Genomic DNA, 25496 nt, shown 5'->3' on the forward strand with positions numbered 1-25496 from the left:
TTACCCTCCGCTACTACGGTTTGAATGGCTTGGGCTGCTAAAGCCGCCGCGTGAAATTGGTTTGCTGTTCATACTCCCCGCTTTGCCTTTTACCAACATAGGTTTCCCCACAGAACGATTAGTTTGAGGTTGGATAACTTGCCCGCTAGGGGTTGAAACCGCACGATTGCCCGGATGATAGCTCGGCCCGAGGAAATTACTAATGGCTCGAGCCGCCACATAACCCATCACACCGCCGGCAATAGCAGCACCCAAAGAGGGATCGTTGCTTTCTGCGTTGGCGGTGGTTTCTCTGGTCGCGTTATTTTGCTCAGCTTGAGTTTGATTGGCACTTTGCCACTCATTGTTATTGGTATTTTCACCGTTATTACGCAATCCTAAACCGGAAAGCGAATTACCGTTTTGTGATTGTTGGTTTACATTTTGCGTTTGCGTATTTTCGGTTGTTTTATCCGCTTCGCATAATTCAATTTTTTTCCAATCGGCAAGGCAGTCGTCAAGGGAATGATACACATCACGTTGTACTTCTTCCTCCGAACAACCGCCAAGTAAGGCGACAATAGAGAGTGTAACGAGGATTTGATTTTTCTTTTTCATAATAATAACAGTTCAGTTAAGTGATTGATTTCTAAAGTTGGTAGTAGGGTAGCAGTGGTGAAGTCAGCGATCTGATTATCAGATAAATTAATCCACACCGCTTGGCAACCCGCTTGGATTGCTCCTTGTACATCCGTGGTTAGGTGATCGCCCACATGCAGAATTTCCTGTGGTGAAACATTAAAATAATCGGCGGTTTGTAAGAATAAATCTTTATGGGGTTTCGCTCTGCCATGCTCGCCGCCACGCAGAATCAGATCAAATTGTGATAAACCGATGCGTGAAGGATCAACGTTGCCATTTGTAATAACACTGAGCTTATAGCGGTTTTTTAATTCATTTAGTATGCGAAATGTCTCTTGCGGTAAATCAATTTGATGACGCCAATGCAGAAATTCATTCATCGCAAGGGATAAAGTGCGGTCAATTTCTACCGCACTTTTGTTTTGTGCATGTAAAAATTGGCGTAATGCTTCTTTTCGCCACTCTGTGACATCTTCGCTTAATAGCGGATTTTCCTGTGCGATACGATCTTTCCAAGCCAACCATTCCGTTTCAAAGGTAGGGCATTGGGTTAGGGTTTGTGTGTATTGTACAAACCGTGAAACCGCGCGGCGAATCACATCACGGTTGTCATAAAGGGTGTCGTCCAAATCAAAGCTGATGACTTTGAAAGGATGCGGATTGCGGTAAAATTTCATTTATTTGATGGTTTTCACGCCAAGCCATTGCTCGGCTTTTTCATTGGTGATTTCTTCCCTTGTCCACATACTCATTAAATTCGGTTGTGGATGTTTGCTACTGTTATAACCGACTAAACGGGCAAAATCAAATACTGCGTGCGGATAACCATTGATTAAAAGTAACGCTAAATAACCGCTTTCATCCCAACAAATTTCCAATTTGCGGGCTTCATGATGATTTGAGGTGGAATCCACATTATAAACGTGCAGGACATCAACGATCGGTTGGGCATTTTGGCGCATATCCAACGCATAAAAATAGCCGGTTTCGCCGTCATCTTCAAACATCACGGCAAGGTGATCATACTGGGTTGAATGAGTGCCGACTTGTTTGGGTTGTCCGAGGAAGAGTTGATCCTCAAGGGTGAGATGTAACATAATTTTTCCTAATCAAATAGTGTTGTCCACGACTTACTATGACGTGCTTGAAAACAAAGTGCAATCTGTGCAGGTGTGTTTTTGGCTTCGTCTAAGGGTGGCAGTTCATCTAACGCAAAATAATCGGATTGCAAGGTTTCGCTGTTTGATTGAAATTCACCACTTAATTGCTCACACATCACAAAGGTTTTTAATACACGATAGGCAAAAGGCGGAAAATTGTGTTTATGTTGATCGTGAATGGCAATAATGAAAGTGGGCTCTACCTCAAGTCCCGCTTCTTCTTTTACTTCTTTTATTGTATTGCTATGAATAGTTTCCAATACATCACACCAACCGCCGGGTAATGACCAAAGCCCATCATTTTCTTGCACCAGCAAAATTTTATCATCTTGGAAAGTTACTGCACGCGTATCCACTTTGGGCGTTTGATAGCCTTCTTCACTGCAAAAAAGATTTTTCACGGTTTCTGTTGGGAGTGCCGTTTTATAGCTTAGCATTTCCGCAGAGAGATCACGTAAGCGTTCATAACGTTCAATATCGTAGATATTTTTACAATAAGTGAGACCGTTTTGTGCAATGCTTTGGATTTCAATCGCCCAAGTGAGCCAAGGCTCGGTTAGCAGTGAATGAGTGGGTATAGTCATAAAAACACCTTAAAAAAACACCGCACTTTTTCCTAAAAGTGCGGTGCGATTTCGGTTTAAATCAACCAAAGATTAGGCTTGACCTTTCACCGCTTTTAAACCCGGGAAAGTTGCCGGTGTGCCGGCACGCTCTAAGGCTTCTTCAATACGGATTAATTGGTTATATTTCGCTACACGGTCAGAACGGCTCATCGAACCGGTTTTGATTTGACCTGCTGCTGTACCTACCGCTAAATCAGCGATAGTGGCATCTTCGGTTTCACCTGAGCGGTGAGAAATGACCGCAGTATAACCTGCATCTTTTGCCATTTTAATTGCCGCTAAGGTTTCAGTTAAAGAACCGATTTGGTTGAATTTGATTAAGATAGAGTTTGCAATACCTTTCTCAATTCCTTCTTTTAAGATTTTGGTATTGGTTACAAATAAGTCATCACCGACTAATTGTACTTTGTCGCCAAGTACTTTAGTTTGGTATGCAAAACCATCCCAGTCAGATTCGTCTTGACCGTCTTCGATAGACACGATTGGGTATTCTTTGCAAAGTTCTTCAAGATAGTGTGTGAATTCTTGAGAAGTGAATGAACGACCTTCGCCTTTCATTTCATATTTGCCGGTTTCTTTGTTGTAGAACTCGGAAGAGGCGCAGTCCATCGCTAAGGTAACATCTTTACCTAATACGTAACCGGCTTTTTCTACCGCTTCTTTGATACAAGCCAAAGCGTCTGCGTTCGAGGCAAGATTTGGTGCAAAACCGCCTTCATCACCAACCGCTGTACTCATACCTTTTGCTTTTAATACTTTAGCAAGATTGTGGAATACTTCCGCACCGATACGAAGTGCTTCACGTAATGTTTTCGCACCAACCGGTTGGATCATAAACTCTTGGATATCTACATTGTTATCCGCGTGCTCACCACCATTGATGATGTTCATCATCGGTAATGGCATAGAATATACGCCCGGTGTGCCGTTGAGTTCGGCAATGTAAGCATAAAGCGGTAAGCCTTTAGCTGCGGCTGCCGCTTTTGCATTTGCTAAAGAAACCGCTAAGATTGCGTTTGCGCCGAAGTTGGATTTATTGTCCGTACCGTCTAAATCGATCATGATTTGGTCGATTTCAGCTTGGTTTGAGGCATTTTTACCCACTAATGCTTCGGCAATAGGGCCGTTTACTGCTGCAACCGCTTTTAATACACCTTTACCTAGGAAACGTGATTTATCGCCATCGCGTAATTCCAATGCTTCACGTGAACCGGTTGATGCGCCTGATGGAGCTGCCGCTAAACCAACGAAACCGCCTTCTAAATGAACTTCGGCTTCAACAGTTGGGTTACCACGTGAGTCAATGATTTCACGTCCAATCACTTTAATGATTTTTGCCATTTTAGCTTTCCTCTATTTAAGACTAACAAAAGATACTGGCGCATATATTAGAATGAATTTCAGAATTTGTCTCTTAAAAAATATGATATTGATAAATAAACATTATAAATACAACAAAAACTAAACAATCCCGATACAAGTTTGAATCATTTTATTGTCATAAATCTATTTTAGAATAAATTCAGTGATATACCGCCTAATATAGGAGATTATTATGTTTATTTACCGAATTTTATTTTCCGCATTGATGATTATATTCCTGCCGAAAATCTTGCATGCAACCGAATTATCCTTTTCAAGTTCTGCTCAACAGCTACAATTGATTGCTCATCGCGCCGGAAAAGATGATGCTCCCGAAAATACTTCATTTGCAATCAATGAAGCGCTGAAAAATAAAGCAGATGCAATTTGGATTACTATTCAATTATCAAAAGATAACATTCCCGTTCTATATCGTCCTAAATATTTATCGGTAAATACCAATGCTAAAGGTTTTGTCTCAGAATATTCTGCCGCTGAATTAAAAAAATTGGATGCGGCATATTATTTCAAACCGAATGACGGTTACCCTTATCGCAATAAAGATATTGGTATTCCCAGTTTAGACGATATTTTAATGTCTTATCCGGAAACCTTTTTCTATTTGGATCTCAAATCGCCCGATGCTGATCCTATCAGTATGAAAAATGCGCTGCTACAAGTGCTGACTAAACATAAGGCGTTTAACCGAGTGAGAGTGTATTCTACAAACAAAGCATTTACAGAGATGTTATCAGCTGAAATACCGGTTTTTGCTTCACGGGATCTTACCCGACAATATTTAGTCGAAACGGCATTAAATAGTAATCACTGCCCGACACCGTTAAAAGCGGAATACTGGCACGGCTTTGAACTTTATCGGAAAGTTAAAGTCGTTGAAACTTTTACATTGGGAGAAGGGATAAGTGAAGCGCTACTGGCTTGGTCAGCGGAAGATATAAAATGTTTTAGACAAACACCCCAACATATTATTTTATTCGGTATAAAAACCAAAGAAGATCTGGATTTGGCCAGTAAATTAGGGGTTGATGGTGTGATGGTTGATTCTCCTAAATACTTTTCTTCTTTAATGCATTAATACTTTAGTATTTGGTAATCGAATCAAACATGGTTATTCATAAGTGCGGTCAAAATTCTCACTCAATTTTAACCGCACTTTATCATGCTAAATTACAGTTTTTCCACAAGCTCAACCGCCGCACCGATATAGCTTGCAGGGGTGAGTTGTTGTAAACGGGCTTTTTCTTCAGCCGGAATCTCAAGTTTCTCCACAAATTCCCGCATAGCTTGTTCATCTACGCGTTTGCCGCGTGTGAGCTCTTTGAGTTTTTCATAAGGTTTTTCAATACCATAACGGCGCATTACGGTTTGGATTGGCTCTGCCAACACTTCCCAGTTTTGGTTGAGTTCATCACGCAAATGCTGCTCATTGACTTCTAATTTGCTGATACCTTTACGGGTCGCTGCATAGGCGATTAAACAGTAACCCACGCCCACGCCAAGATTACGTAAGACGGTGGAGTCCGTTAAATCCCGTTGCCAACGGGAAACTGGTAGTTTTTGTCCCAGATGGGTCATCACGGCATTAGCAAGACCAAGATTGCCTTCTGAGTTCTCAAAGTCAATCGGGTTCACTTTATGCGGCATCGTGGAAGAACCGATTTCACCGGCAATAGTGCGTTGTTTGAAATGATTTAATGCAATATAGCCCCAGAGATCTCGATCGAAATCAATGATGATGGTGTTGAAACGCACGATGGTATCAAAATATTCGGCGATGTAATCATGAGGTTCAATTTGTGTCGTGTAGGGGTTCCAATTCAAGCCGAGCGAGGTAACAAATTCTTCGCTAAATTTATGCCAATCAAGATCCGGATAAGCAGATAAGTGGGCGTTGTAGTTGCCCACCGCACCGTTAATTTTGCCAAGAATCTCATTTTGTTGTAGTTGTTTGAATTGGCGGCGTAAACGATAGACCACATTTGCCATTTCTTTTCCGACAGTCGTAGGGGAAGCCGGCTGACCATGTGTGCGTGAAAGTAATGGAATAGTTTTGTATTCGTTTGCAAGGCGGGTGATTTCATCAATGAGTTTTTGCCATTCCGGTAAAATCACAGTATCACGTGCTGTTTTTAGCATTAATGCATGAGAAAGATTGTTGATGTCTTCGGAAGTGCAGGCAAAGTGAATAAATTCTGAAACGTTTGCTAATTCCGGTAAGGCTTCGCTTTTTTCTTTTAAGAAATATTCCACCGCTTTTACATCGTGATTAGTAGTGCGCTCAATTTCTTTAATGCGTTCTGCATCTTTTAGGCTAAATTCGCTGACAATGTTATTGAGGTAATCGTTTGCCTCTTTAGATAAATGAGACACTTCCGGAATTGCGGCGGTCGCGGCTAATTTTTGTAACCAGCGAATTTCAACGGTCACGCGGAATTTAAGTAAACCGAATTCACTAAAAATGTCGCGAAGTGCGGTTGCTTTGTCTTGGTAACGCCCATCAATTGGGGAAATCGCAGTCAGTGCGGAAAGTTGCATAAAATACTCCGGTGTATTAAGGGATGTTGATCATTAAGAATAAATTAATAAATTGTTGAATAGATTTCCTTCGCGGTATTAATTATTTTGCCGCGGAAGAATAATAACCGCCATTTATTGCCGCCTACTTGCCGCCATAGTACGGTAGAGCGAATGCCGGCAAGCAAGCAGGTTCGAACTTTGTCTTGTACAAATTGTTGTTGTAGATAATTTTCCTCACCAACAATATGAATTTTTCGTCCTAAAGGGCTGATGATGTCAATATAAATATTAGCCATGATAGACAGCATCTGTTCGTCAAGCAATTTATGGTACGTCAGTTGTTCCTGTAAGCGTTGAATACGTTTTACCAGTTCGGCCTTTGCCTCGGGATTTTTATGTAGGATACTTTCTAAGCCAAGTAAACCGCTCCAATAATTCACGATATTTCTATCATCAAGCGTAGATAGCTGTTCAATGAGGGTTTCCAAACCCAGTTTCAAATGCTGAATTTGCCCGCCAAAAACAGCCAGGGTGTTTTCCGGTCGGGTTTGAAAAAGGGAATTGATGGTCGCGTGAAAAGCATCCCGGTTTTCTACTGTGCCTTTCATTGCAAGCTGATTGACTAATGCTGTGGATTGATAAATGCCGGCTAGAGCCAGCGCCATATCATGGTAATTTGTCATATAAAAATGTAATAGGCGTGATAAAACAGGCTGAAATTGCGCGCAATATAGCATTTTTACCGTCTGTTTTGAACTATCTCATTAAAAAAGAAGCTATCTTTTGATATGATACCGACAATTTATTTTCAAGATGAAAAAGGATAAGTTATGGCAAAACCAATCGTATTTAGCGGAGTGCAGCCTTCCGGCGAGTTGACTATCGGGAACTATTTAGGCGCGTTGCGCAATTGGGTAAAAATGCAAGAGGATTATGAATGTATTTTCTGTGTGGTTGATTTACATGCGATCACGGTGCGTCAAGATCCCGCCGCGCTTCGTAAGGCAACCCTTGATGTTGTGGCGCTATATTTAGCCTGCGGTATTGATCCGAACAAAGCGACAATTTTTGTTCAATCCCATGTTCCGGAACATACCCAATTAGGCTGGGTATTGAATTGTTATACTTATTTTGGTGAAATGAGCCGTATGACCCAATTTAAAGATAAATCGGCACGTTATGCGGAAAATATTAATGTGGGTTTGTTTGATTATCCGGTATTGATGGCGGCGGATATTTTGCTTTATCAAGCAAAAAATGTACCGGTTGGCGATGATCAAAAACAACATCTGGAAATCACACGCGATATTGCCAATCGCTTTAATGCCCTTTATGGGGATATTTTTACTATTCCTGAAATTTTTATCGGTAAAGCCGGCGCACGTATTATGTCATTGCAGGATCCGGAAAAGAAAATGTCAAAATCCGATGATAACCGCAATAATGTGGTGACACTTTTAGAAGATCCAAAATCCGTGGCGAAGAAAATTAAACGTGCAGTGACCGATTCTGATGAGCCGCCGGTAGTTCGTTATGATGTGAAAAACAAAGCCGGCGTATCGAATTTATTGGATATTCTTTCTGCCGTAACGGATAAATCTATTGCGGAATTAGAGCAGGAGTTTGAAGGAAAAATGTACGGTCATTTAAAAACGGCGGTGGCTGATGAAGTGTCCGGGTTACTTGTCGGCTTACAAAAGCGTTTCCAAGAATATCGTAATAACGAAACGTTGCTTGATGATGTACTTCGTCAAGGTGCGTTAAAAGCACGGGCTAAAGCACAGGAAACCTTGGCAAAAGTGTATGACGCAGTAGGTTTTGTTGCGGCAAAATAAGGCTTACAACTTAAAAAAGGAGCGAAATATGGCAATTCAAACGGAAAAACCGATTGAGTGTGTAGGGTGCAACACTTTTGATATGAAATCGTTGTTTGATAATCGGGATTGCACGCAAGAGATTCATTATCTTTACGATACACAGGAACAAGCGCAAACCGCGTTAGATTTTTTTACCCAGAAAGCCCGTGAAATTGAAAGTGAACCTTGTGAAATTCAGGCGGAAATCAGCAAAGCGGAAGACGGCTATTTGTTAAAAGCGAAACTGACTTTCTGCTGTCAAGCCGAGTTAGTCATTTTTCAAATGAAAATTAGCTAAAGCAATAAAAGTGCGGTGGAAATTCTCAACGAAAACCAACCGCACTTTTTATTTAGTAAGTAAAATTTTTATTAATAGCCACACGGCAGCGGCATCATCTACTAAGCCCAACGGCCCGAGTACGGCTTCCGGTAGAATATCGATCGGACTAAACAGATAAATCAAAATTGCCACGATTTTGAGTAACTTTGTTTTATTCATTCGAGAAAACATTGCTTAACCTTCAAGTTTATCGGCATGGTGGATCATCACGAAACGCTCCCAAAGCTGTTCTTCCGTTTCTTGATGGTCGGGATCAGGTTTTATGCAGTTCGTAATAGGGCAAACTTTTTGGCAGGTTGGTGTGTCATAATGACCAACACATTCCGTGCAAAGTACGGGATCGATTACATAAATTTCATCACCGATAGAAATTGCCTCGTTGGGACATTCCGGCAAACACATATCGCAGTTCGTACATTTATGGGTGATGAATAATGCCATTGTGATCCTTTGGGATATTAGATATGAAAGCGGCGAATTATAGCCGACAAATATAAAATTGACAAAAAATAAACATATTTTATGAAGAAACAAATTTCCACATTTTCCATTATTACCCTTGCGGCATTTAGCATTTGGCAATATTTTAGCGAAAATCAAAAGTTTTCTTCTCAAGCAGAATCTTCCACTCCCAAAAAAGACAAAAGTGCGGTTAAAAATATAGATATTTTTGCCGATTATGATGTGGTAATGCGTGATGATCCGATTGGACAAAATGCAAATGCGCCGGTGGATTATTATATGTTGGCACTTTCTTGGTCACCGGGTTTTTGTGATACCCAGTATGAAAAATATGGCACAAGCTTACCCACATCAGCACAATATCAATGCGGAACGAATCGCTCTTTTGGCTGGGTAGTTCACGGTTTATGGCCACAAAATGCAAAGGCTCGTTCTGCCGTTGAGCATCCCCGTTTTTGTCAAGGGGATTTGCCGGCATTGCCAAAATCGGTTATTGAACCTTATTTAACCCTATCGCCGGGGGCGAAACTGCTACAAGGCGAATGGGAAAAGCACGGTAGCTGTGCTTTTAGTTCTGCGGAACAGTATTTTGCCAAAGAATTGGAATTGTTTAGTACGTTACGCTTACCGCAAGAAAAGTTAGAACGGCGTGAATTATTTCGTTGGATGAAACAGAACAATCCGCAGCTTAAAAATGCCTATCTTGACGCAAGTCGCAATGAGTTATTTATTTGTTATGACAAGCAATGGCAAGTAATTGATTGCCGGAGGTAATTTAGGGTTTCTTTGATCTAAATCGTTACAACATAGCGAGATCTAGGTATAATGAATCCGGTTTTAATTTTAATTAACAAAGAGGATAGATTATGTCAGTAATCAAAATGACCGACTTAGATTTAGCGGGCAAACGTGTGTTTATCCGTGCAGATCTTAATGTACCGGTAAAAGACGGCAAAGTGACTTCCGATGCACGTATTCGTGCAACCATCCCAACTTTGAAGTTAGCCCTTGAGAAAGGGGCGAAAGTGATGGTGACGTCTCACTTAGGTCGTCCGACTGAAGGGGAATTTAAACCTGAAGATTCTTTACAACCGGTTGTTGATTATTTGAACGAACATCTTGATGTTCCTGTGCGTTTAGTGCGTGATTACCTTGATGGTGTGGATGTAAAAGAAGGCGAAATCGTTGTTTTAGAAAACGTTCGTGTAAACAAAGGTGAAAAGAAAAATGATCCTGAATTAGGGAAAAAATATGCTGCACTTTGTGACGTATTCGTGATGGACGCATTCGGTACCGCACACCGTGCACAAGCTTCAACTTACGGTGTTGCTGAATTTGCGCCGGTTGCTTGTGCCGGTCCATTGCTTGCCGCTGAGTTAGATGCCTTAGGTAAAGCGTTAAAAGAACCTGCTCGTCCAATGGTGGCAATTGTAGGCGGTTCTAAAGTTTCCACAAAATTAGAAGTGTTAAACTCTCTTTCAAAAATTGCTGATCAAATTATCGTGGGTGGCGGTATTGCAAATACGTTCATCGCGGCGGCCGGTCACAATGTAGGTAAATCTTTGTATGAAGAAGATTTAATTCCTGTGGCAAAAGAATTAGCCGCCAGTACGGATATTCCCGTTCCGGTTGATGTGCGTGTAGGAACAGAATTTTCTGAAACAGCACCTGCAACCGAAAAAGCCGTGACTGAAGTAAAAGACGATGAATCCATTTTTGATATTGGTGATAAATCTGCAGAGCAATTGGCTGAAATCATCAAAAATGCGAAAACCGTTTTATGGAATGGGCCGGTAGGCGTGTTTGAATTCCCTAATTTCCGTAAAGGGACTGAAGTGATTTCTCACGCTATTGCTAATAGTGATGCATTCTCTATTGCCGGTGGTGGTGATACCCTTGCCGCGATCGATTTATTTGGTATTGCCGATAAAATTTCTTACATTTCAACCGGTGGCGGTGCATTCTTAGAATTTGTCGAAGGTAAAGTATTGCCTGCAGTGGAAATTCTTGAAAAACGTGCGAACGGTTAATTAACCGAATATGGTGATGGTGTGTGTTGAATGACATACACCATATAAAAGTTCTTAACATTTAAAGAAGGAAACAATAAGATGGGTTTATTAGATATTGTAAAACCGGGTGTATTGACCGGTGAAGATGTGCAGAAAGTGTTTGCTTATGCAAAAGAGAATAATTTTGCTATTCCGGCAGTAAACTGTGTAGGTTCGGATTCCGTGAATGCGGTATTAGAAACGGCGGCACGCGTAAAAGCCCCTGTGATTGTTCAATTTTCTAATGGTGGTGCCTCTTTCTATGCCGGTAAAGGTATCAAACCTACATCAGGCGAGTGTGCCGACGTTTTAGGCGCAATTGCCGGTGCGAAACACGTTCATACTCTTGCAAAAGAATATGGTGTGCCGGTTATCCTTCATACCGATCACGCAGCGAAAAAATTACTTCCATGGATTGACGGTTTATTAGAAGCGGGTGAAAAACATTTTGCCGAAACCGGTCGCCCATTATTCTCTTCTCATATGATTGATTTATCTGAAGAGCCAATGGAAGAAAATATGGCAATTTGCCGTGAATATCTTACCCGTATGGATAAAATGGGGATGACTCTTGAGATCGAAATCGGTATCACCGGTGGTGAAGAAGACGGCGTAGATAATTCAGATGTGGAAGAGTCTAAACTCTATACTCAACCTGAAGACGTATTATATGTTTATGACCAACTAAATCCGGTCAGCCCGAACTTTACTGTTGCTGCGGCATTCGGTAATGTACACGGTGTTTATAAACCGGGTAATGTGAAATTAAAGCCGTCTATCTTAGGGGCATCACAAGAATTTGTGGCGAAAGAGCGTAATCTTCCTGCAAAACCAATTAATTTCGTGTTCCACGGCGGTTCCGGTTCTTCCCGTGAGGAAATCCGTGAAGCGATCGGTTACGGTGCAATCAAAATGAACATTGATACCGACACTCAATGGGCGGCTTGGAATGGTATTCTAAACTTCTATAAAGCGAATGAAGCCTATTTACAAGGTCAATTAGGTAATCCTGAAGGCCCGGACGTACCGAATAAAAAATATTATGATCCGCGTGTTTGGTTACGCAAAATGGAAGAATCCATGTCTAAACGTTTAGAGCAATCTTTCGAAGACTTAAACTGTGTTGATGTTTTATAATCCACAAAACTAGCATAAAATACGACCGCACTTTTAGGTGCGGTTTTTTATATTTGAGTGACAACTTATGCAAATTTCAAAACAGAATATTCTCCCTTTCTTGGCAAATTTAAGTATTAGCTTTTTCTTTTTATCCGTGTTGACTTTGAAAGGCGGACATAATATCGCCCCGATTTTTTTAATGCTGCTAGGTTTAGGTTACGGCATTTACGGTCTGATCAAAAAATTCAAATGGGATTTATCAAAAGAAGATAAATGGCTTATTTATAGTTATATTTTTTATTTTACGGTATTTGTGCTTTCGTTATTAATGAATGAAGGGAAGGGAAGGGAATTAGATAATCCGAGCCGTGCTATTTTATTAATTCCGGCGTTCATTTTCTTATTAAGAACCCCATTAAAGTTATGTGCATTGATTTATGCTATTCCATTAGGATCGGTAATCGCGGGATTCGTTGCTCTTTATGATAAGTTTATTTTACACAGTCCTATGGCATATGCTCCTCGAACCATGCAGATTCAGGGCGGGGATATTGCAATGTCATTGGGGCTGTTTAGTTTTGTGATTGGGCTTTATTTTTGGCAAAAATCACATAAAAAAATCGCCGCACTTTGTATTATTGCTTCATTTGGTGGCGTATTAGGCAGTATTCTTTCTACGGCTCGTGGAGGCTGGGTAGCGTTACCCGTTATGTTGATGGTCGTATTGTGGATTTATCGCCGTTCGCTGTCAAAAAGATTTTTTCTGAGTTTGATTGGTATGTTTGCCGTAGTTGTAGTCGGTGTTAGCCAAATGCCGAATAGCCGTGTGATGGAGCGTCTTTCATTAATTCAATACGACATTGTCAGATATGAAAAAAATAATGCGAATACCTCGCTTGGATTACGCTTTGAAATGTGGAAAAGTGCGGTTGGAATGATAAAAGAAAAACCGGTTTTAGGCTGGGGAGAGCAAGGGGCGACAGAAAAGCGTAAACAGGATGTCGAAACGAAAGTAGTAGCCGGTCATATCGGGCAATTTACCCATGCGCATAATCAATATCTCGATGATTTTTCTAAGCGAGGAATCGTCGGACTGATCGCATTTTTAGCCATTTTATTTGTACCGTTATTTCAATTTAAACGTCGTTTAAACAGCACTTCTTCAGAAACAAAATTAATTGCCGCATTAGGAGTGGTGCATATTTTATCGGTTATGATTTATTGTTTGAGCCAAGGTTTTTTTGCGCATAATTCCGGTAATATCTTCTATCTTTTCTTAACAACAGTGTTTTATGTCATGTTAAAACAAAGTGAAAAAAGACAATCTTTGGAGCGAGTATAATGGAAAAAATTCTGGTTATTCGTAATGATAAACTGGGTGATTTTATGCAGGCATGGCCGGCTTTTGCTATGCTGAAAGCGTCAAATCCTTCACTAAAATTGACCGCTCTTGTGCCAAGTTATACTGCACCGCTTGCAGAAATTTGTCCTTATTTGGATGATGTGATTGTTGATAGTAAAAAAGGCGACAAAGCAGATTTTAACCGCCTTATTGGTGAAATTAAAATAAGAAACTTTGATGCGATGATCAGTTTTTTTTCCAATACGCATAATGCTAAATTAGCGTGGAAAAGCGGCATTAAATATCGCCTTGCACCAGCGACAAAGCTGGTTCAATTTCTTTATAATCATCGTCTTACACAACGCCGTTCCCGTTCGGAAAAATCGGAAGCAGAATATAATCAGGATTTAGTTCGGGCTTTTTTAAAAAAATACAATATACCGATTGTTGAACCCAAACCGCCCTATCTTGTATTGGATAAAAGTGCGGTTGAAAATCAGCGTGTTTTTTTACAACAAACATTAGGGCTTTCCGCGAACAAGAAATGGATTTTTGTTCATAGTGGCTCAGGGGGATCGGCAACAAATCTTTCACTTACTCAATATGCAGAATTAATTCAGGGATTACTCATCGAGTTTGATTGTCAAATCGTGCTGACCGCTGGCCCCAGTGAGAGTGAAAAAGCCCATGAACTGGCGCAATTAGTGGGGGATTCACGTGTTGTGATTTACGATAAAAATAAAGGTTTGGTTGATTTTGCCCACTCCTTAGCTTGTGCCGATTTATTTATTGCGGGTTCAACCGGGCCGTTGCATTTAAGCAGTGCTTTTAATCTTCCAACGGTGGGATTTTATCCTAATAGCCGTTCCTCTCAACCAAGGCGTTGGAAACCGATTAATGATTTGGATAAGCATCTGGCGTTTTGCCCGCCAGCCGGTAAACAAACGCAAATGAATTTGGGCTTGATTTCAATCAAGAATGCCTTAGCTGAAATTATTCCTTTTATTCATCGGGTGTGGCAAATAGCGGATTAATTCGGTGTATAACATCAGTGCTACGATAAGGTGTGGGAAAAAATTTAATTGTTAATTTAGCCAGCAAACAAAAATTAAACGATTTTTGACCGCACTTTAGACTTATTTAAAAATAATTCCCTTTAAAGGTTGAAAGTTAAGGCGGTTTATTGCGATAATCCCCATTATTTTTTGGGTGATCTTTTGGCAACTTTCATTTCGTGGTTTTGCTTAGTATTAAAAAGATCAATTTGAGTAAATTTATCATTAGAAAAAGAGTAATGGCAGAAAAACGTAATATTTTTTTAGTAGGGCCGATGGGTGCGGGTAAAAGCACAATTGGTCGTCAATTAGCACAACAGTTAAATATGGATTTTTTAGATTCTGACGCAGTAATTGAAGAGCGTTCAGGTGCTGATATCGGTTGGATTTTTGATTTAGAAGGCGAGGAAGGCTTTCGTAAACGTGAAGAACGTATCATTAATGAATTAACCCAAATGCAAGGTATTGTTCTTTCTACCGGTGGCGGAACAGTGCTGTCAAAAGACAATCGTAATTACTTATCGGCGCGTGGTATTGTGATTTATTTGGAAACGACGGTTGATAAACAATTCCAACGTACACAACGGGATAAAAAACGACCACTCTTACAAGATGTGGAAGACCCGCGCCAAGTCTTGGAAGATCTCGCGAAAATCCGTAACCCGTTATATGAGGAAGTTGCGGATATTACCCTCCCTACCGATGACCAAAATGCTAAAGTGATGGTGAATCAAATTATTGATTTAATTGATAATATGAATGGGCTAAACGGCACTCTTTAGCTTTAACTGGCAGTATTTAATCATTATTGTAAAGGATAAATTATGCTGTGCGTAAATGTAGAATTACAAGAACGTCGTTACCCGATTTTAATCGGTAGTGGTTTGCTACAAGATGAAACTTGCTATCCGGTTAAAGACGGAGAGCGGATAATGGTTGTCAGCAATCCGACGATCGCACAGTTTTATCTGAAAACGGTGATGGATGCCCTTGAAAAACGGGGTTGTGTAGTCGATCATGTTTTGTTACCCGATGGTGAAAAGTACAAGACGCTTGATTCTCTTAATCTGATTTTTACCAAACTTTTACAAGGCAACCATGGTCGCGATACAACGATTATCGCACTTGGCGGTGGCGTTATCGGTGATGTTGCAGGTTTCGCAGCCGCAAGCTATCAGCGCGGTGTTCGTTTAATTCAAATTCCGACTACTTTACTTTCTCAAGTGGATTCTTCCGTCGGGGGGAAAACCGCCGTCAATCATGAGCTTGGTAAGAATATGATCGGTGCGTTCTATCAACCTGTAACAGTGATGATTGATACGCTTACGCTGAACACCTTGCCAAAACGTGAAGTCAATGCTGGTCTTGCGGAAGTCATTAAATACGGTGCTATTCTTGACAATGAATTTTTTGAATGGTTGGAAAAGAATATTGATGATCTTGTGTCGCTGAAACAGGAAGCACTCCAGTATTGCATTGCCCGTTGTTGCCAAATAAAAGCGGATGTTGTAGCCCGTGATGAAACAGAGAAAGGCGATCGTGCACTATTAAATCTCGGGCATACTTTTGGTCATGCCATCGAAACACATCTTGGCTATGGTAATTGGTTACATGGAGAAGCGGTTTCCGTCGGAATGATGATGGCTGCCGCGCTTTCTGAGGAATTGGGGAATATTTCCATCGCAGAGGTTGCTCGTTTGGAAAAATTACTTGCCCGTGCCAATTTACCCACTGTATCACCGGATGGAATGAAAGCGGAAGACTATCTGCCTCATATGATGCGCGATAAAAAAGTGCTTGCCGGTAAGTTACGTCTTGTATTGCTTAAATCACTGGGGCAAGCTTATGTGGCGACGGACACGGATCATAAGCTTGTGCTAAACGCTATCCGCTGTTGTTCTCAAACGGACTAAAATGCTACGTCCGAAAAAAAAGATTAAATCTAAAATAAAGCACCGCCCTTTTTTGAAATGGGCGGGCGGTAAGTTTCGTTTAACCGACGATATTAATAAAGCCTTCCCAAAGAAAAAACAATGTTTAATTGAGCCTTTCGTGGGCGCAGGGGCAGTGTTTTTAAATTCTAATTTTGAACGTTATATTCTGGCGGATATTAACCCTGATCTGATTAATTTATTTAATATTGTTAAGGATAACGTTGATCAATATATTGACGCTTGTAAGCAGATTTTCTTTTCACCTCAAGCCAATACGCCCGATTACTACTATGCGAAACGTCAGCAATTCAATGAATCCCATGATCCTTTTGAGCGTTCCGTTATTTTTCTTTATTTAAACCGATTCGGTTTTAACGGGCTGTGTCGTTATAACAGCAATAACGAATTTAATGTGCCTTTTGGTGCTTATAAAACCCATTATTTTCCGGAAGATGAGCTGCGCTATTTTGCGCACAAAGCGCAAAGTGCGGTATTTTTATGCGGAGATTTTAAACAAACCTTTGAACTGGCGGATAAAACATCAGTGATTTACTGTGATCCGCCTTATGCACCGTTACAACAAATGACCAACTTCACCGGTTATGCAGGTAATGAATTTGGTCTGGAACATCAACGGGCTTTAGCGGAGCTCGCTAAAAAAGTGCAAAAGGAAAAACAGATTCCTGTTTTGATTTCCAATCACGATATAAAATTTACCCGTGAAATTTACCAAGGGGCAAAATTTAAGCGGGTTAAAGTGCAGCGTTCTATTAGTCAAAATTCGGAAAAACGGGTAAAAGTAAAAGAGTTGATTGCAATTTTTAAGGCATAACTCTGTTAAATTCAGGGCTGATTTTCAAATCTAGCCTTTTTACCTGCGGGTAATCCTGTTGAATCAGTGTTAATAAATCCGATTGGCGAAACAGCATTCCTTGCCTAACAATCGCATTTGCGACTTCAATAAACAGTGTATCCCCGTTTATCCGACCAATACGAAATAAGTCTTGAAATTCTTGGGGAAAAGAGCGGTTAAATTTTTGGTTTAATTCATGTATTGCTAAGCCTTTTTGCATTATTTGAGCAAAGGACGATTGTTCCATTATCTCGACAATATTTACGGCTTTTTGATAACGTTCGGCCTTGTTTTTCATGAAATCCCCCCAATAAATGACATCAGTTTAGATTTCCGCTACAATACACGCAATTTTTGTAATACACAACGAGATGATGATTTCAGGTAAAACCAAACCGAATTTTTGGTCGCGATTACTTTTAAGTATGATCGCCATCTTTGCCTTGCCTAATGCGCAAAGCTTAGAGAATCAACCTGCAGAAAGTTATTCATCGAACGTATCGGTTCAGCAAGTGTTGGAAACAGCGAAGGTGTTGCAGGATGAGCAACGCCAATTGTTCCAACAGCTTCCCTTTTCTCATTCAACAAAAAAACAATCTAAAATTCAACCGCACTTTATTGCGGAGATACTCAATCCTCAAGCTCCGATTCGAGCAGGTCCTTTACTCATTTAATTTCTGATTTTTTATGATCCCGATGAATTTGAAAAATTCATACCGGATCGTTGTGATGTACGAAATTTGAAAATTTCATCCGTTGATTATTTTAACCTATTATTTTTAAAGAAAAATTATGAGTATTTTAACAAAAATCTTTGGCAGTCGTAATGACCGTATCTTACGTAAACTTAAAAAACAAGTTATCAAAATTAATAAATTAGAACCGGAATTTGAAGCGTTAAACGATGAACAACTTCGTGCTAAAACCGATGAATTTCGTGAGCGTTTAAATGCTGGTGAAACCCTACAAGATATTTTACCGGAAGCCTTTGCCACAGTGCGTGAGGCGAGTAAACGTGTGCTGGGAATGCGTCACTTTGATGTGCAGCTTATCGGCGGTATGGTATTAACGAACCGTTGTATTGCAGAGATGCGTACCGGGGAAGGGAAAACCTTGACTGCTACCTTGCCTTGTTATCTTATCGCGCTAGAAGGCAAAGGGGTGCATGTCGTGACCGTAAATGATTACTTAGCACGTCGAGATGCGGAAACCAACCGACCGTTATTTGAATTTTTGGGGATGAGTGTCGGGGTAAATATTCCAGGTTTACCACCGGAAGCAAAACGTGCCGCTTACACTGCGGATATTACTTACGCCACGAACAGTGAACTTGGTTTTGACTATTTACGCGATAATTTAGCCCATTCAAAAGAAGAACGTTTCCAACGTACCTTAGGTTATGCGTTAGTGGATGAAGTGGATTCCATTTTAATTGATGAAGCTCGTACGCCGTTGATTATTTCCGGTCAGGCGGAAGATAGTTCGGATCTTTATATCGCCGTTAATAAATTAATTCCGAGTTTGATTAAACAAGAAAAAGAAGACACCGAAGAATACCAAGGTGAAGGCGATTTTACCTTAGATCTTAAATCGAAACAGGCGCATTTAACCGAACGCGGGCAGGAAAAAGTCGAAAATTGGTTGATAGATCAAGGCTTAATGCCGGAGGGTGATTCACTGTATTCACCGGGGCGCATTGTTTTGTTACATCACGTAATGGCGGCATTACGCGCGCATACTTTGTTTGAACGTGATGTAGATTATATTGTAAAAGACGGCGAAATTGTGATCGTGGATGAACATACCGGTCGTACTATGGCCGGTCGCCGTTGGTCGGACGGGTTACACCAAGCAATTGAAGCCAAAGAAGGGGTGGATATTAAGAGCGAAAACCAAACCGTCGCCTCTATTTCTTACCAAAACTATTTCCGCCTGTATGAAAAACTGGCCGGTATGACCGGTACGGCGGATACCGAAGCCTTTGAGTTTCAACAAATTTATGGTTTGGAAACCGTCGTGATCCCAACAAATCGTCCAATGATTCGTGATGATCGCACAGATTTAATGTTTGAAAATGAAGAATACAAATTTAATGCGATCATTGAGGATATTAAAGATTGTGTCGCACGCCAACAGCCTGTATTGGTGGGGACGATTTCCGTTGAAAAATCCGAAGAATTATCAAAAGCCTTAGATAAAGCGGGAATTAAACACAATGTACTAAACGCGAAATTCCATCAACAGGAAGCGGAAATTGTGGCGGAAGCAGGTTATCCGGGGGCGGTTACTATTGCAACCAATATGGCGGGACGCGGTACGGATATTATTCTCGGCGGTAACTGGAAAGCACAGGCGGCTAAATTAGATAACCCGACTCAAGAACAACTCGATGTTTTAAAAGCGGAGTGGGATAAAAATCACGATATCGTGATGAAAGCCGGAGGATTACATATTATCGGTACGGAACGTCACGAGTCACGCCGTATTGACAACCAGTTGCGCGGTCGTTCCGGTCGTCAAGGCGACCCGGGCTCTTCCCGTTTCTACCTTTCTTTAGAGGACGGATTAATGCGCATTTACCTCAATGAAGGCAAGCTCAACTTAATGCGTAAAGCCTTCACTGTACCGGGTGAAGCGATGGAATCCAAAATGTTGGCGAAAGTGATTGCCTCTGCGCAAGCGAAGGTGGAAGCCTTCCACTTTGACGGTCGTAAAAATTTACTTGAATATGATGATGTGGCAAATGACCAACGTCATGCCATTTATGAGCAACGTAATCACCTGTTGGATAATGATGATATTTCAGACACCATCAAAGCGATTCGCCATGACGTATTCAATAATTTGATTGATCAATATATTCCGCCGCAATCTTTGGAAGAACAATGGGATATTAAAGGGCTTGAAGAACGCCTTGTACAAGAATTCGGTATGCAATTACCGATTGAGAAGTGGTTGGAAGAAGACAATAATCTGCACGAAGAAAACTTGCGGGAACGCATTGTAGAAATTGCAGAAGAGGAATACAAAGAAAAAGAAGCGCTTGCCGGTGAAGAAACCATGCGCCATTTTGAAAAAGGCGTGATGTTACAAACCTTGGATGAACTTTGGAAAGAGCATTTGGCTGCGATGGATTATCTTCGTCAAGGAATTCATTTACGCGGTTATGCGCAAAAAGATCCGAAACAAGAGTACAAAAAAGAATCTTTCCGTATGTTTACGGAAATGCTGGATTCTTTAAAACACCAGGTTATCACCACGCTCACTCGTGTGCGTGTTCGTACTCAAGAGGAAGTTGAAGATGCCGAGCGTTTGCGTCAAGAAATGGCGGCACGTGAAACTCAGAGCCATAAACCGGTGGATGAGAATCGCTCGGCACAACAAGAGGATTATTCTGATCGCCATGTAGGACGAAATGAGCCTTGCCCTTGCGGTTCCGGAAAAAAATATAAGCATTGCCATGGCAATCGTGCTAAATATAACTAATGACTCTCACTAAAAGTGCGGTTGTTTTGACCGCACTTTTTTCATACTTGGATCTGACAAAATGGAAAAACCTGTAATACAAGTTGCCGCCGGCATTATTCGTAATGAATTCGGACAGATTTATTTAACTCAACGCTTGGAAGGACAAGATTTTGCACAATCTCTCGAATTTCCGGGTGGTAAAGTGGATGCCGGTGAAACGCCGGAACAGGCTTTAAAACGTGAATTAGAGGAAGAAATCGGGATCGTGGTATTAAATGCCGAACTGTATGAAAGATTTCAGTTTGAATATCCCGCTAAGATTATTTCGTTCTTTTTTTATGTTGTGGATGAATGGATTGGTGAGCCTTTTGGGCGTGAGGGGCAAGAGGGCTGTTGGATTGAACAACACTCACTGGATGCGGGATTATTTCCACCGGCAAATGCAAGGTTAATTCAACGTTTAATTGCAGAAAGCGATTTATCTACGAGCAAATTCTAACGGATAAATCCGCTAATTTTTCCCATACATTATCGCTAAATTCTTGTTTGGCAAGGCGTTCAATATCGGCTAATTCTTGGATAATCTCATACAGTTTTTTATAGGTTAATCGCTGTACCGCAGTTAAAAAGAGCGGTCGACGATTTTGCCAAATTTTAAGGCGATCAAATTCCTGCTTAATTTGTTGAAGTGGTAACGCCTCGCTTATACGAGTGGGTTGTTGAGGTTTTGTAAGCTCAAGTAGCATTAATAGTTCACGTTGTAAAGTGCGAAGTAAAATAATTGGTTGAATGTCCTCTGCTTGTAGACCGCCTAAAATTCGTTTGGCTCGATTTACTTTACCGGCAAGAAGCGCGTCAATCCATTGGAAAGGTGTAAATATAGAAGACTGTTCCACAACCTCAATGACTCGATTGTAATTAAGTTTGCGATCAGGATGAAGCAAATCCAGAAGCTGTAACGTTTGTTTTAGTGCAAGTAGATTATTTTCATAACTATAACAAAGCTGTTGAATAGCCTCACTGTCGGCTTCTAATTCCATCATTTGAACCCGATTTTTCACCCAACGGGGAAGATTCTCGATTGTTGGTGTTTGGCAGTTAATCAATATTGAATCCGGTTCATATTGATTAACGGCTAAAAACCAATCCTGTTTCTCCATGGTTTTAGAAAGTTTTGCTATGCAGAGAACAAGTAAACTATCTTCAGTTAATGAACCAATGAATGCTTGTAGGTTTTTCTGCAAAGGGGCGGTTAAATTTTCCGGTAAATTGAGAACCAGCATTCGCTTATTAAAAAACAAGCCCATTGATTGGTTGGCTTCAATAAGCTCACTCCAATCGGTTTGGTTATCAACTTGTACCGTATTTTTTTCATCAAAGCCTTGCTGAACGGCGGTTTGATAAATCGCATCTTCACTTTCGCTGAGTAATAGCGGATCCTGCCCGACCAATAAATAAACTTTGGTTAGACGTTGGCTAAGCTGATGGGCGAGTTGCCCAGGAAAAAGACGGTTCATTACTTACCTTTTACTTGGTGCTGTAATGCAACCATTTTGGTGATGAGCTGACGGGCAGCTTGATCGCGCATATCATTCCAAATCACATCACGTTCCGCCGCTTTTGCCAGTGCCGCCCGTGAGTTATCAAAGAAAGTGCGGTTTACTTTTGCACTGATTGGATAGGTTTCACCATTGGCTAGACGTACGCTGGCTTCTACTTCCAACATTAAGACTTTTTCTGCTTCACGACCACGTTTAAAAATAGAAGCAACCTGATTATCGCTGGTTTGTTTATTGATGCGTAGAACCGGTATATTTTGTGTCGGTTTAACAAGATTGACATTATTGATTTGTAATTGGCGGCGCATTGCCATTGACATCTCACTATAAGGATCTGCACTTTCAAAGGTTAGCGTTTGCAATTCTTGTGGAATTAATGCCCCATTTTGCAGATGCCATCCGCAGGCTGAAAGTACGATCGCGGTTGTAATTAGAAAGAGTTTTTTCGTTAATTTAATCATAAAAATTACCTATAAAATCAACCGCACTTATTATTACCAAAGTGCGGTTATTTCTATGGATTATTGTGGTTTCACCACAACATTTAACAATTTACCCGGCACGTAAATTACTTTCACGATTTGCTGACCATCAATGAATTTCTTCACATTTTCATCGGCAAAAGCAGTGGTTTTTACTGTTTCTTCATCGGCATTTGAGGCGACGGTAATTTTTCCACGTACTTTACCGTTTACTTGCACAACAATGAGTTTTTCATCTTCCACCATTGCCGCTTCATCGGCTTTCATCCATTCAGCCGTATCAATATTGTTTTTATTGCCCAAGGCATGCCATAACTCGAAACAAATATGTGGGGTAATCGGATAAAGCATACGTACTACCGCACTTAATGCTTCCGCCATTACCGCAAGATCTTGCTCGGTTTCTAATGGCGCTTTAGTGAGTTTGTTCATCAATTCCATAATTGCCGCAATCGCAGTATTGAAAGTTTGGCGGCGGCCAATATCGTCACTCACTTTTGCTATAGTTTTATGCACTTCACGGCGAAGGGCTTTTTGATCCGCTGAAAGTGAGGTGACATCTAATGCCGTTTTTGCAGGGTTTTGTTGGTATTGATACACCAAGTTCCACACACGACCTAAAAAACGTTTCGCCCCTTCCACGCCCGATTCTTGCCATTCAAGGGTCATATCCGCAGGGGAAGCAAACATCATAAACAAACGAACCGTATCCGCACCGTATTTTTCCACCATTTCTTGCGGATCGATACCGTTATTTTTCGATTTCGACATTTTGGTCATACCGGAATGTACAAGTTCGCGCCCCTCAGGATCAGTCGCCTTAATAATACGGCCTTTCTCGTCACGTTCAAGGGTAACTTGCGTTGGGCTGACCCAGATACGTTCATTAGTCGGACTGGTGTAATAGAAAGCATCGGCAAGTACCATACCTTGACATAATAATTTGGTTGCCGGTTCATCGCTGGTTACAAACCCGGCATCATGCAAGAGTTTGTGGAAGAAGCGGAAGTATAACAAGTGCATTGTAGCGTGTTCGATACCGCCGATATATTGATCCACCGGTAACCAGTAATTCGCTTCCTCTTTATCTAACATGGCTTCTGCAAATGTTGGTGAGGTGTAGCGCGCGTAATACCAAGAAGACTCCATAAACGTATCGAAAGTATCCGTTTCTTTTAACGCCGGTGCACCGTTAAAGGTAGTTTTCGCCCAGTTTGGATCCGCTTTAATCGGGCTTTTCACACCGTCCATCACCACATCTTCCGGGAGAATAATCGGTAAATCTTCCAGCGGTGCGGGCACTACATCACCGTTTTCAAGGGTCAGCATTGGAATTGGTGCACCCCAATAACGTTGGCGGGATACCCCCCAGTCACGCAAGCGATAGTTTACTTGGCGTTTACCCATGCCTAGTTTTTCAAGTTTGTCTGCAATGCCGTTGAATGCCCCATCGAAATCTAATCCGTCAAATTCGGCTGAATTGACCAAAATACCGTGTTCTGTGAAGGCTTCTTTACCTAAATCAATTTCTTGATCGGCAAGCGGCTCGATAACCTGTTTTAGTGGCAAAGCGTATTTTTGTGAGAACTCATAGTCACGCTGGTCGTGGGCAGGGACAGCCATCACAGCGCCGGTGCCATAGTGCATAAGAACGAAATTTGCCACCCAGATCGGCAATTTTTCACCGGTTAACGGATGAATGGCAAACAAGCCCGTTGCCATGCCTTTTTTCTCCATTGTGGCAAGATCAGCTTCGGCAACTTTGGCATTTTTCGCTTCTTGAATGAATGCTGCCAATTCTGGATTATTTTGTGCCGCTAGGCTCGCCAAAGGATGAGCGGCGGCAATGCCTAAATAGCTCACGCCATAGCAGGTATCAGGGCGTGTGGTATAAACTGCGACTTTCTCATTGGTGTCCGCCACATCAAAGATAATTTCCACCCCTTCAGAACGCCCAATCCAGTTTCGTTGCATGGTTTTTACCATATCCGGCCATTGCGGAAGATTATCCAGTCCGCCTAATAATTGCTCGGCATAATCAGTGATTTTAATAAACCATTGAGGAATTTCCTTTTGTTCCACAGGGGTATCACAACGCCAACAGCAACCGTCATGTACTTGCTCGTTCGCAAGCACTGTTTCATCATTCGGACACCAGTTTACCGTTGAGGTTTTTTTATACACTAAGCCTTTTTTGTAAAGCTCGGTGAAAAACCATTGCTCCCATTTATAGTATTCAGGTTTGCAAGTCGCAATTTCACGATCCCAATCATACCCAAAGCCCAATATTTTGAGCTGATTCTTCATATATTCAATGTTTTCGTATGTCCATTTTGCCGGTGCGGTTTTGTGTTTAATTGCTGCTCCTTCCGCAGGCAAACCAAAGGCATCCCAACCAATTGGTTGCAACACATTTTTGCCGTTCATACGTTGATAACGTGAAACAACATCACCGATGGTATAGTTACGCACATGTCCCATATGCAGACGACCTGACGGATACGGGAACATAGAAAGACAATAATATTTCTCTTTATTGGTATCTTTAACGGCTTTGAAAACCTTATTTTCTGCCCAATACTGCTGAACCTTAGGTTCAATCATATCGGGACGATATTGTTCTTGCATAAAATCACCTTAAATTTTGACCGCACTTGGGCGGGATTCT

At 41.2% G+C, this 25496-nt stretch carries 27 protein-coding genes; 14 read left to right on the forward strand and 13 right to left on the reverse strand.

Going from position 1 to position 25496, the window contains the following annotated elements:
• From FEE42_RS09255 to eno, 5 genes are all read right to left on the reverse strand, one after another.
• Complete coding sequence (locus tag FEE42_RS09255) at positions 1-597, reverse strand: hypothetical protein (protein WP_164028313.1); 597 nt, start codon at positions 595-597, stop codon at positions 1-3.
• Entirely contained in the window at positions 594-1298 is a 705-nt protein-coding gene (locus tag FEE42_RS09260) for an HAD-IA family hydrolase (protein ID WP_164028315.1), read from the reverse strand. The genes FEE42_RS09255 and FEE42_RS09260 overlap by 4 nt, the downstream gene beginning before the upstream one ends.
• Positions 1299-1718, reverse strand: a complete 420-nt coding sequence (locus FEE42_RS09265; RefSeq protein ID WP_059368386.1) for a DUF2251 domain-containing protein — start codon at positions 1716-1718, stop codon at positions 1299-1301.
• Positions 1719-1726: 8 nt separating this feature from the next.
• A complete protein-coding gene (locus FEE42_RS09270; RefSeq protein WP_059368384.1) occupies positions 1727-2365 on the reverse strand; it encodes an NUDIX hydrolase N-terminal domain-containing protein in 639 nt (212 codons plus the stop codon).
• Positions 2366-2437: 72 nt separating this feature from the next.
• The gene (gene eno / locus FEE42_RS09275; RefSeq protein WP_164028317.1) at positions 2438-3748 is read right to left on the reverse strand and encodes a phosphopyruvate hydratase; all 1311 of its coding nucleotides are present in this window, start codon (positions 3746-3748) and stop codon (positions 2438-2440) included.
• 214 nt (positions 3749-3962) lie between these two features.
• Here eno and FEE42_RS09280 point away from each other — a divergent pair, with 214 nt between their 5' ends.
• A complete protein-coding gene (locus FEE42_RS09280) occupies positions 3963-4865 on the forward strand; it encodes a glycerophosphodiester phosphodiesterase family protein (RefSeq protein ID WP_164028318.1) in 903 nt (300 codons plus the stop codon).
• Between the two features lie 92 nt (positions 4866-4957).
• On the opposite strand, the gene purB is transcribed toward FEE42_RS09280, so the two are convergent.
• Both purB and hflD read right to left on the reverse strand, forming a co-directional pair.
• A complete protein-coding gene (purB, locus tag FEE42_RS09285; RefSeq protein ID WP_059368377.1) occupies positions 4958-6325 on the reverse strand; it encodes an adenylosuccinate lyase in 1368 nt (455 codons plus the stop codon).
• 44 nt (positions 6326-6369) lie between these two features.
• Positions 6370-6990: a high frequency lysogenization protein HflD gene (hflD, locus tag FEE42_RS09290; RefSeq protein WP_164028320.1), complete on the reverse strand. Its 621-nt coding sequence runs from the start codon at positions 6988-6990 to the stop codon at positions 6370-6372.
• 147 nt (positions 6991-7137) lie between these two features.
• On the opposite strand from hflD, the gene trpS reads away from it, so the two are divergent.
• Both trpS and FEE42_RS09300 read left to right on the forward strand, forming a co-directional pair.
• Positions 7138-8142, forward strand: coding sequence for a tryptophan--tRNA ligase (gene trpS / locus FEE42_RS09295; RefSeq protein WP_164028321.1), 1005 nt, complete (start codon positions 7138-7140; stop codon positions 8140-8142).
• A gap of 28 nt (positions 8143-8170) precedes the next feature.
• Positions 8171-8461, forward strand: coding sequence for a YfcZ/YiiS family protein (locus FEE42_RS09300; protein ID WP_077550489.1), 291 nt, complete (start codon positions 8171-8173; stop codon positions 8459-8461).
• 48 nt (positions 8462-8509) lie between these two features.
• Here FEE42_RS09300 and FEE42_RS09305 read toward each other — a convergent pair whose 3' ends face one another.
• Both FEE42_RS09305 and FEE42_RS09310 read right to left on the reverse strand, forming a co-directional pair.
• Positions 8510-8662 (reverse strand): DUF1232 domain-containing protein, encoded by a 153-nt coding sequence (locus FEE42_RS09305; RefSeq protein ID WP_077550517.1) that lies wholly within the window; start codon positions 8660-8662, stop codon positions 8510-8512.
• Positions 8663-8677: 15 nt separating this feature from the next.
• Complete coding sequence (locus FEE42_RS09310; protein WP_077550490.1) at positions 8678-8944, reverse strand: YfhL family 4Fe-4S dicluster ferredoxin; 267 nt, start codon at positions 8942-8944, stop codon at positions 8678-8680.
• An 81-nt stretch (positions 8945-9025) separates the two neighbouring features.
• Here FEE42_RS09310 and FEE42_RS09315 point away from each other — a divergent pair, with 81 nt between their 5' ends.
• The 8 genes from FEE42_RS09315 (at position 9026) to FEE42_RS09350 (ending at position 17298) form a co-directional block, all read left to right on the forward strand.
• Positions 9026-9739: a ribonuclease T2 family protein gene (locus tag FEE42_RS09315; protein ID WP_164028323.1), complete on the forward strand. Its 714-nt coding sequence runs from the start codon at positions 9026-9028 to the stop codon at positions 9737-9739.
• A gap of 92 nt (positions 9740-9831) precedes the next feature.
• On the forward strand, positions 9832-10995 hold the full coding sequence (gene pgk, locus FEE42_RS09320) for a phosphoglycerate kinase (protein WP_059368358.1): 1164 nt from the start codon (positions 9832-9834) through the stop codon (positions 10993-10995).
• An 81-nt stretch (positions 10996-11076) separates the two neighbouring features.
• The gene (gene fbaA, locus FEE42_RS09325; protein WP_164028325.1) at positions 11077-12153 is read left to right on the forward strand and encodes a class II fructose-bisphosphate aldolase; all 1077 of its coding nucleotides are present in this window, start codon (positions 11077-11079) and stop codon (positions 12151-12153) included.
• Positions 12154-12220: 67 nt separating this feature from the next.
• Positions 12221-13477: an O-antigen ligase family protein gene (locus tag FEE42_RS09330; RefSeq protein ID WP_164028327.1), complete on the forward strand. Its 1257-nt coding sequence runs from the start codon at positions 12221-12223 to the stop codon at positions 13475-13477.
• On the forward strand, positions 13477-14511 hold the full coding sequence (locus FEE42_RS09335) for a glycosyltransferase family 9 protein (protein WP_164028329.1): 1035 nt from the start codon (positions 13477-13479) through the stop codon (positions 14509-14511). The genes FEE42_RS09330 and FEE42_RS09335 overlap by 1 nt, the downstream gene beginning before the upstream one ends.
• 260 nt (positions 14512-14771) lie before the next feature.
• Entirely contained in the window at positions 14772-15314 is a 543-nt protein-coding gene (gene aroK, locus FEE42_RS09340) for a shikimate kinase AroK (RefSeq protein WP_059368343.1), read from the forward strand.
• A gap of 42 nt (positions 15315-15356) precedes the next feature.
• Positions 15357-16445, forward strand: a complete 1089-nt coding sequence (aroB, locus tag FEE42_RS09345; protein WP_059368340.1) for a 3-dehydroquinate synthase — start codon at positions 15357-15359, stop codon at positions 16443-16445.
• A gap of 1 nt (position 16446) precedes the next feature.
• Positions 16447-17298, forward strand: coding sequence for a Dam family site-specific DNA-(adenine-N6)-methyltransferase (locus tag FEE42_RS09350; RefSeq protein ID WP_059368337.1), 852 nt, complete (start codon positions 16447-16449; stop codon positions 17296-17298).
• On the opposite strand, the gene FEE42_RS09355 is transcribed toward FEE42_RS09350, so the two are convergent.
• Positions 17288-17617, reverse strand: a complete 330-nt coding sequence (locus FEE42_RS09355) for a DciA family protein (protein WP_059368335.1) — start codon at positions 17615-17617, stop codon at positions 17288-17290. The two genes, FEE42_RS09350 and FEE42_RS09355, sit on opposite strands and share 11 nt — an antisense overlap.
• 76 nt (positions 17618-17693) lie before the next feature.
• Between FEE42_RS09355 and secM the strand changes: the two genes are divergently transcribed.
• The 3 genes from secM (at position 17694) to mutT (ending at position 21286) form a co-directional block, all read left to right on the forward strand.
• Positions 17694-17993, forward strand: coding sequence for a secA translation cis-regulator SecM (secM, locus tag FEE42_RS09360; RefSeq protein ID WP_135969430.1), 300 nt, complete (start codon positions 17694-17696; stop codon positions 17991-17993).
• A 118-nt stretch (positions 17994-18111) separates the two neighbouring features.
• Positions 18112-20805 (forward strand): preprotein translocase subunit SecA, encoded by a 2694-nt coding sequence (secA, locus tag FEE42_RS09365; protein WP_135969411.1) that lies wholly within the window; start codon positions 18112-18114, stop codon positions 20803-20805.
• A 61-nt stretch (positions 20806-20866) separates the two neighbouring features.
• Positions 20867-21286, forward strand: coding sequence for an 8-oxo-dGTP diphosphatase MutT (gene mutT / locus FEE42_RS09370; protein ID WP_135969410.1), 420 nt, complete (start codon positions 20867-20869; stop codon positions 21284-21286).
• Here the strand turns inward: mutT and holA are convergent.
• From holA to leuS, 3 genes are read right to left on the reverse strand one after another with little or no spacing between them, the layout of a single operon-like run.
• Positions 21270-22304 (reverse strand): DNA polymerase III subunit delta, encoded by a 1035-nt coding sequence (gene holA / locus FEE42_RS09375; RefSeq protein ID WP_135969409.1) that lies wholly within the window; start codon positions 22302-22304, stop codon positions 21270-21272. The two genes, mutT and holA, sit on opposite strands and share 17 nt — an antisense overlap.
• Positions 22304-22807, reverse strand: coding sequence for an LPS-assembly lipoprotein LptE (locus tag FEE42_RS09380; protein WP_059368318.1), 504 nt, complete (start codon positions 22805-22807; stop codon positions 22304-22306). Before FEE42_RS09380 ends, holA begins: the two co-directional genes overlap by 1 nt.
• A gap of 60 nt (positions 22808-22867) precedes the next feature.
• Positions 22868-25456 (reverse strand): leucine--tRNA ligase, encoded by a 2589-nt coding sequence (gene leuS / locus FEE42_RS09385; protein ID WP_164028331.1) that lies wholly within the window; start codon positions 25454-25456, stop codon positions 22868-22870.
• Positions 25457-25496: the final 40 nt, after the last annotated feature.

Source organism: Rodentibacter caecimuris (assembly GCF_010587025.1).
GTDB classification, from domain to species: domain Bacteria; phylum Pseudomonadota; class Gammaproteobacteria; order Enterobacterales; family Pasteurellaceae; genus Rodentibacter; species Rodentibacter caecimuris.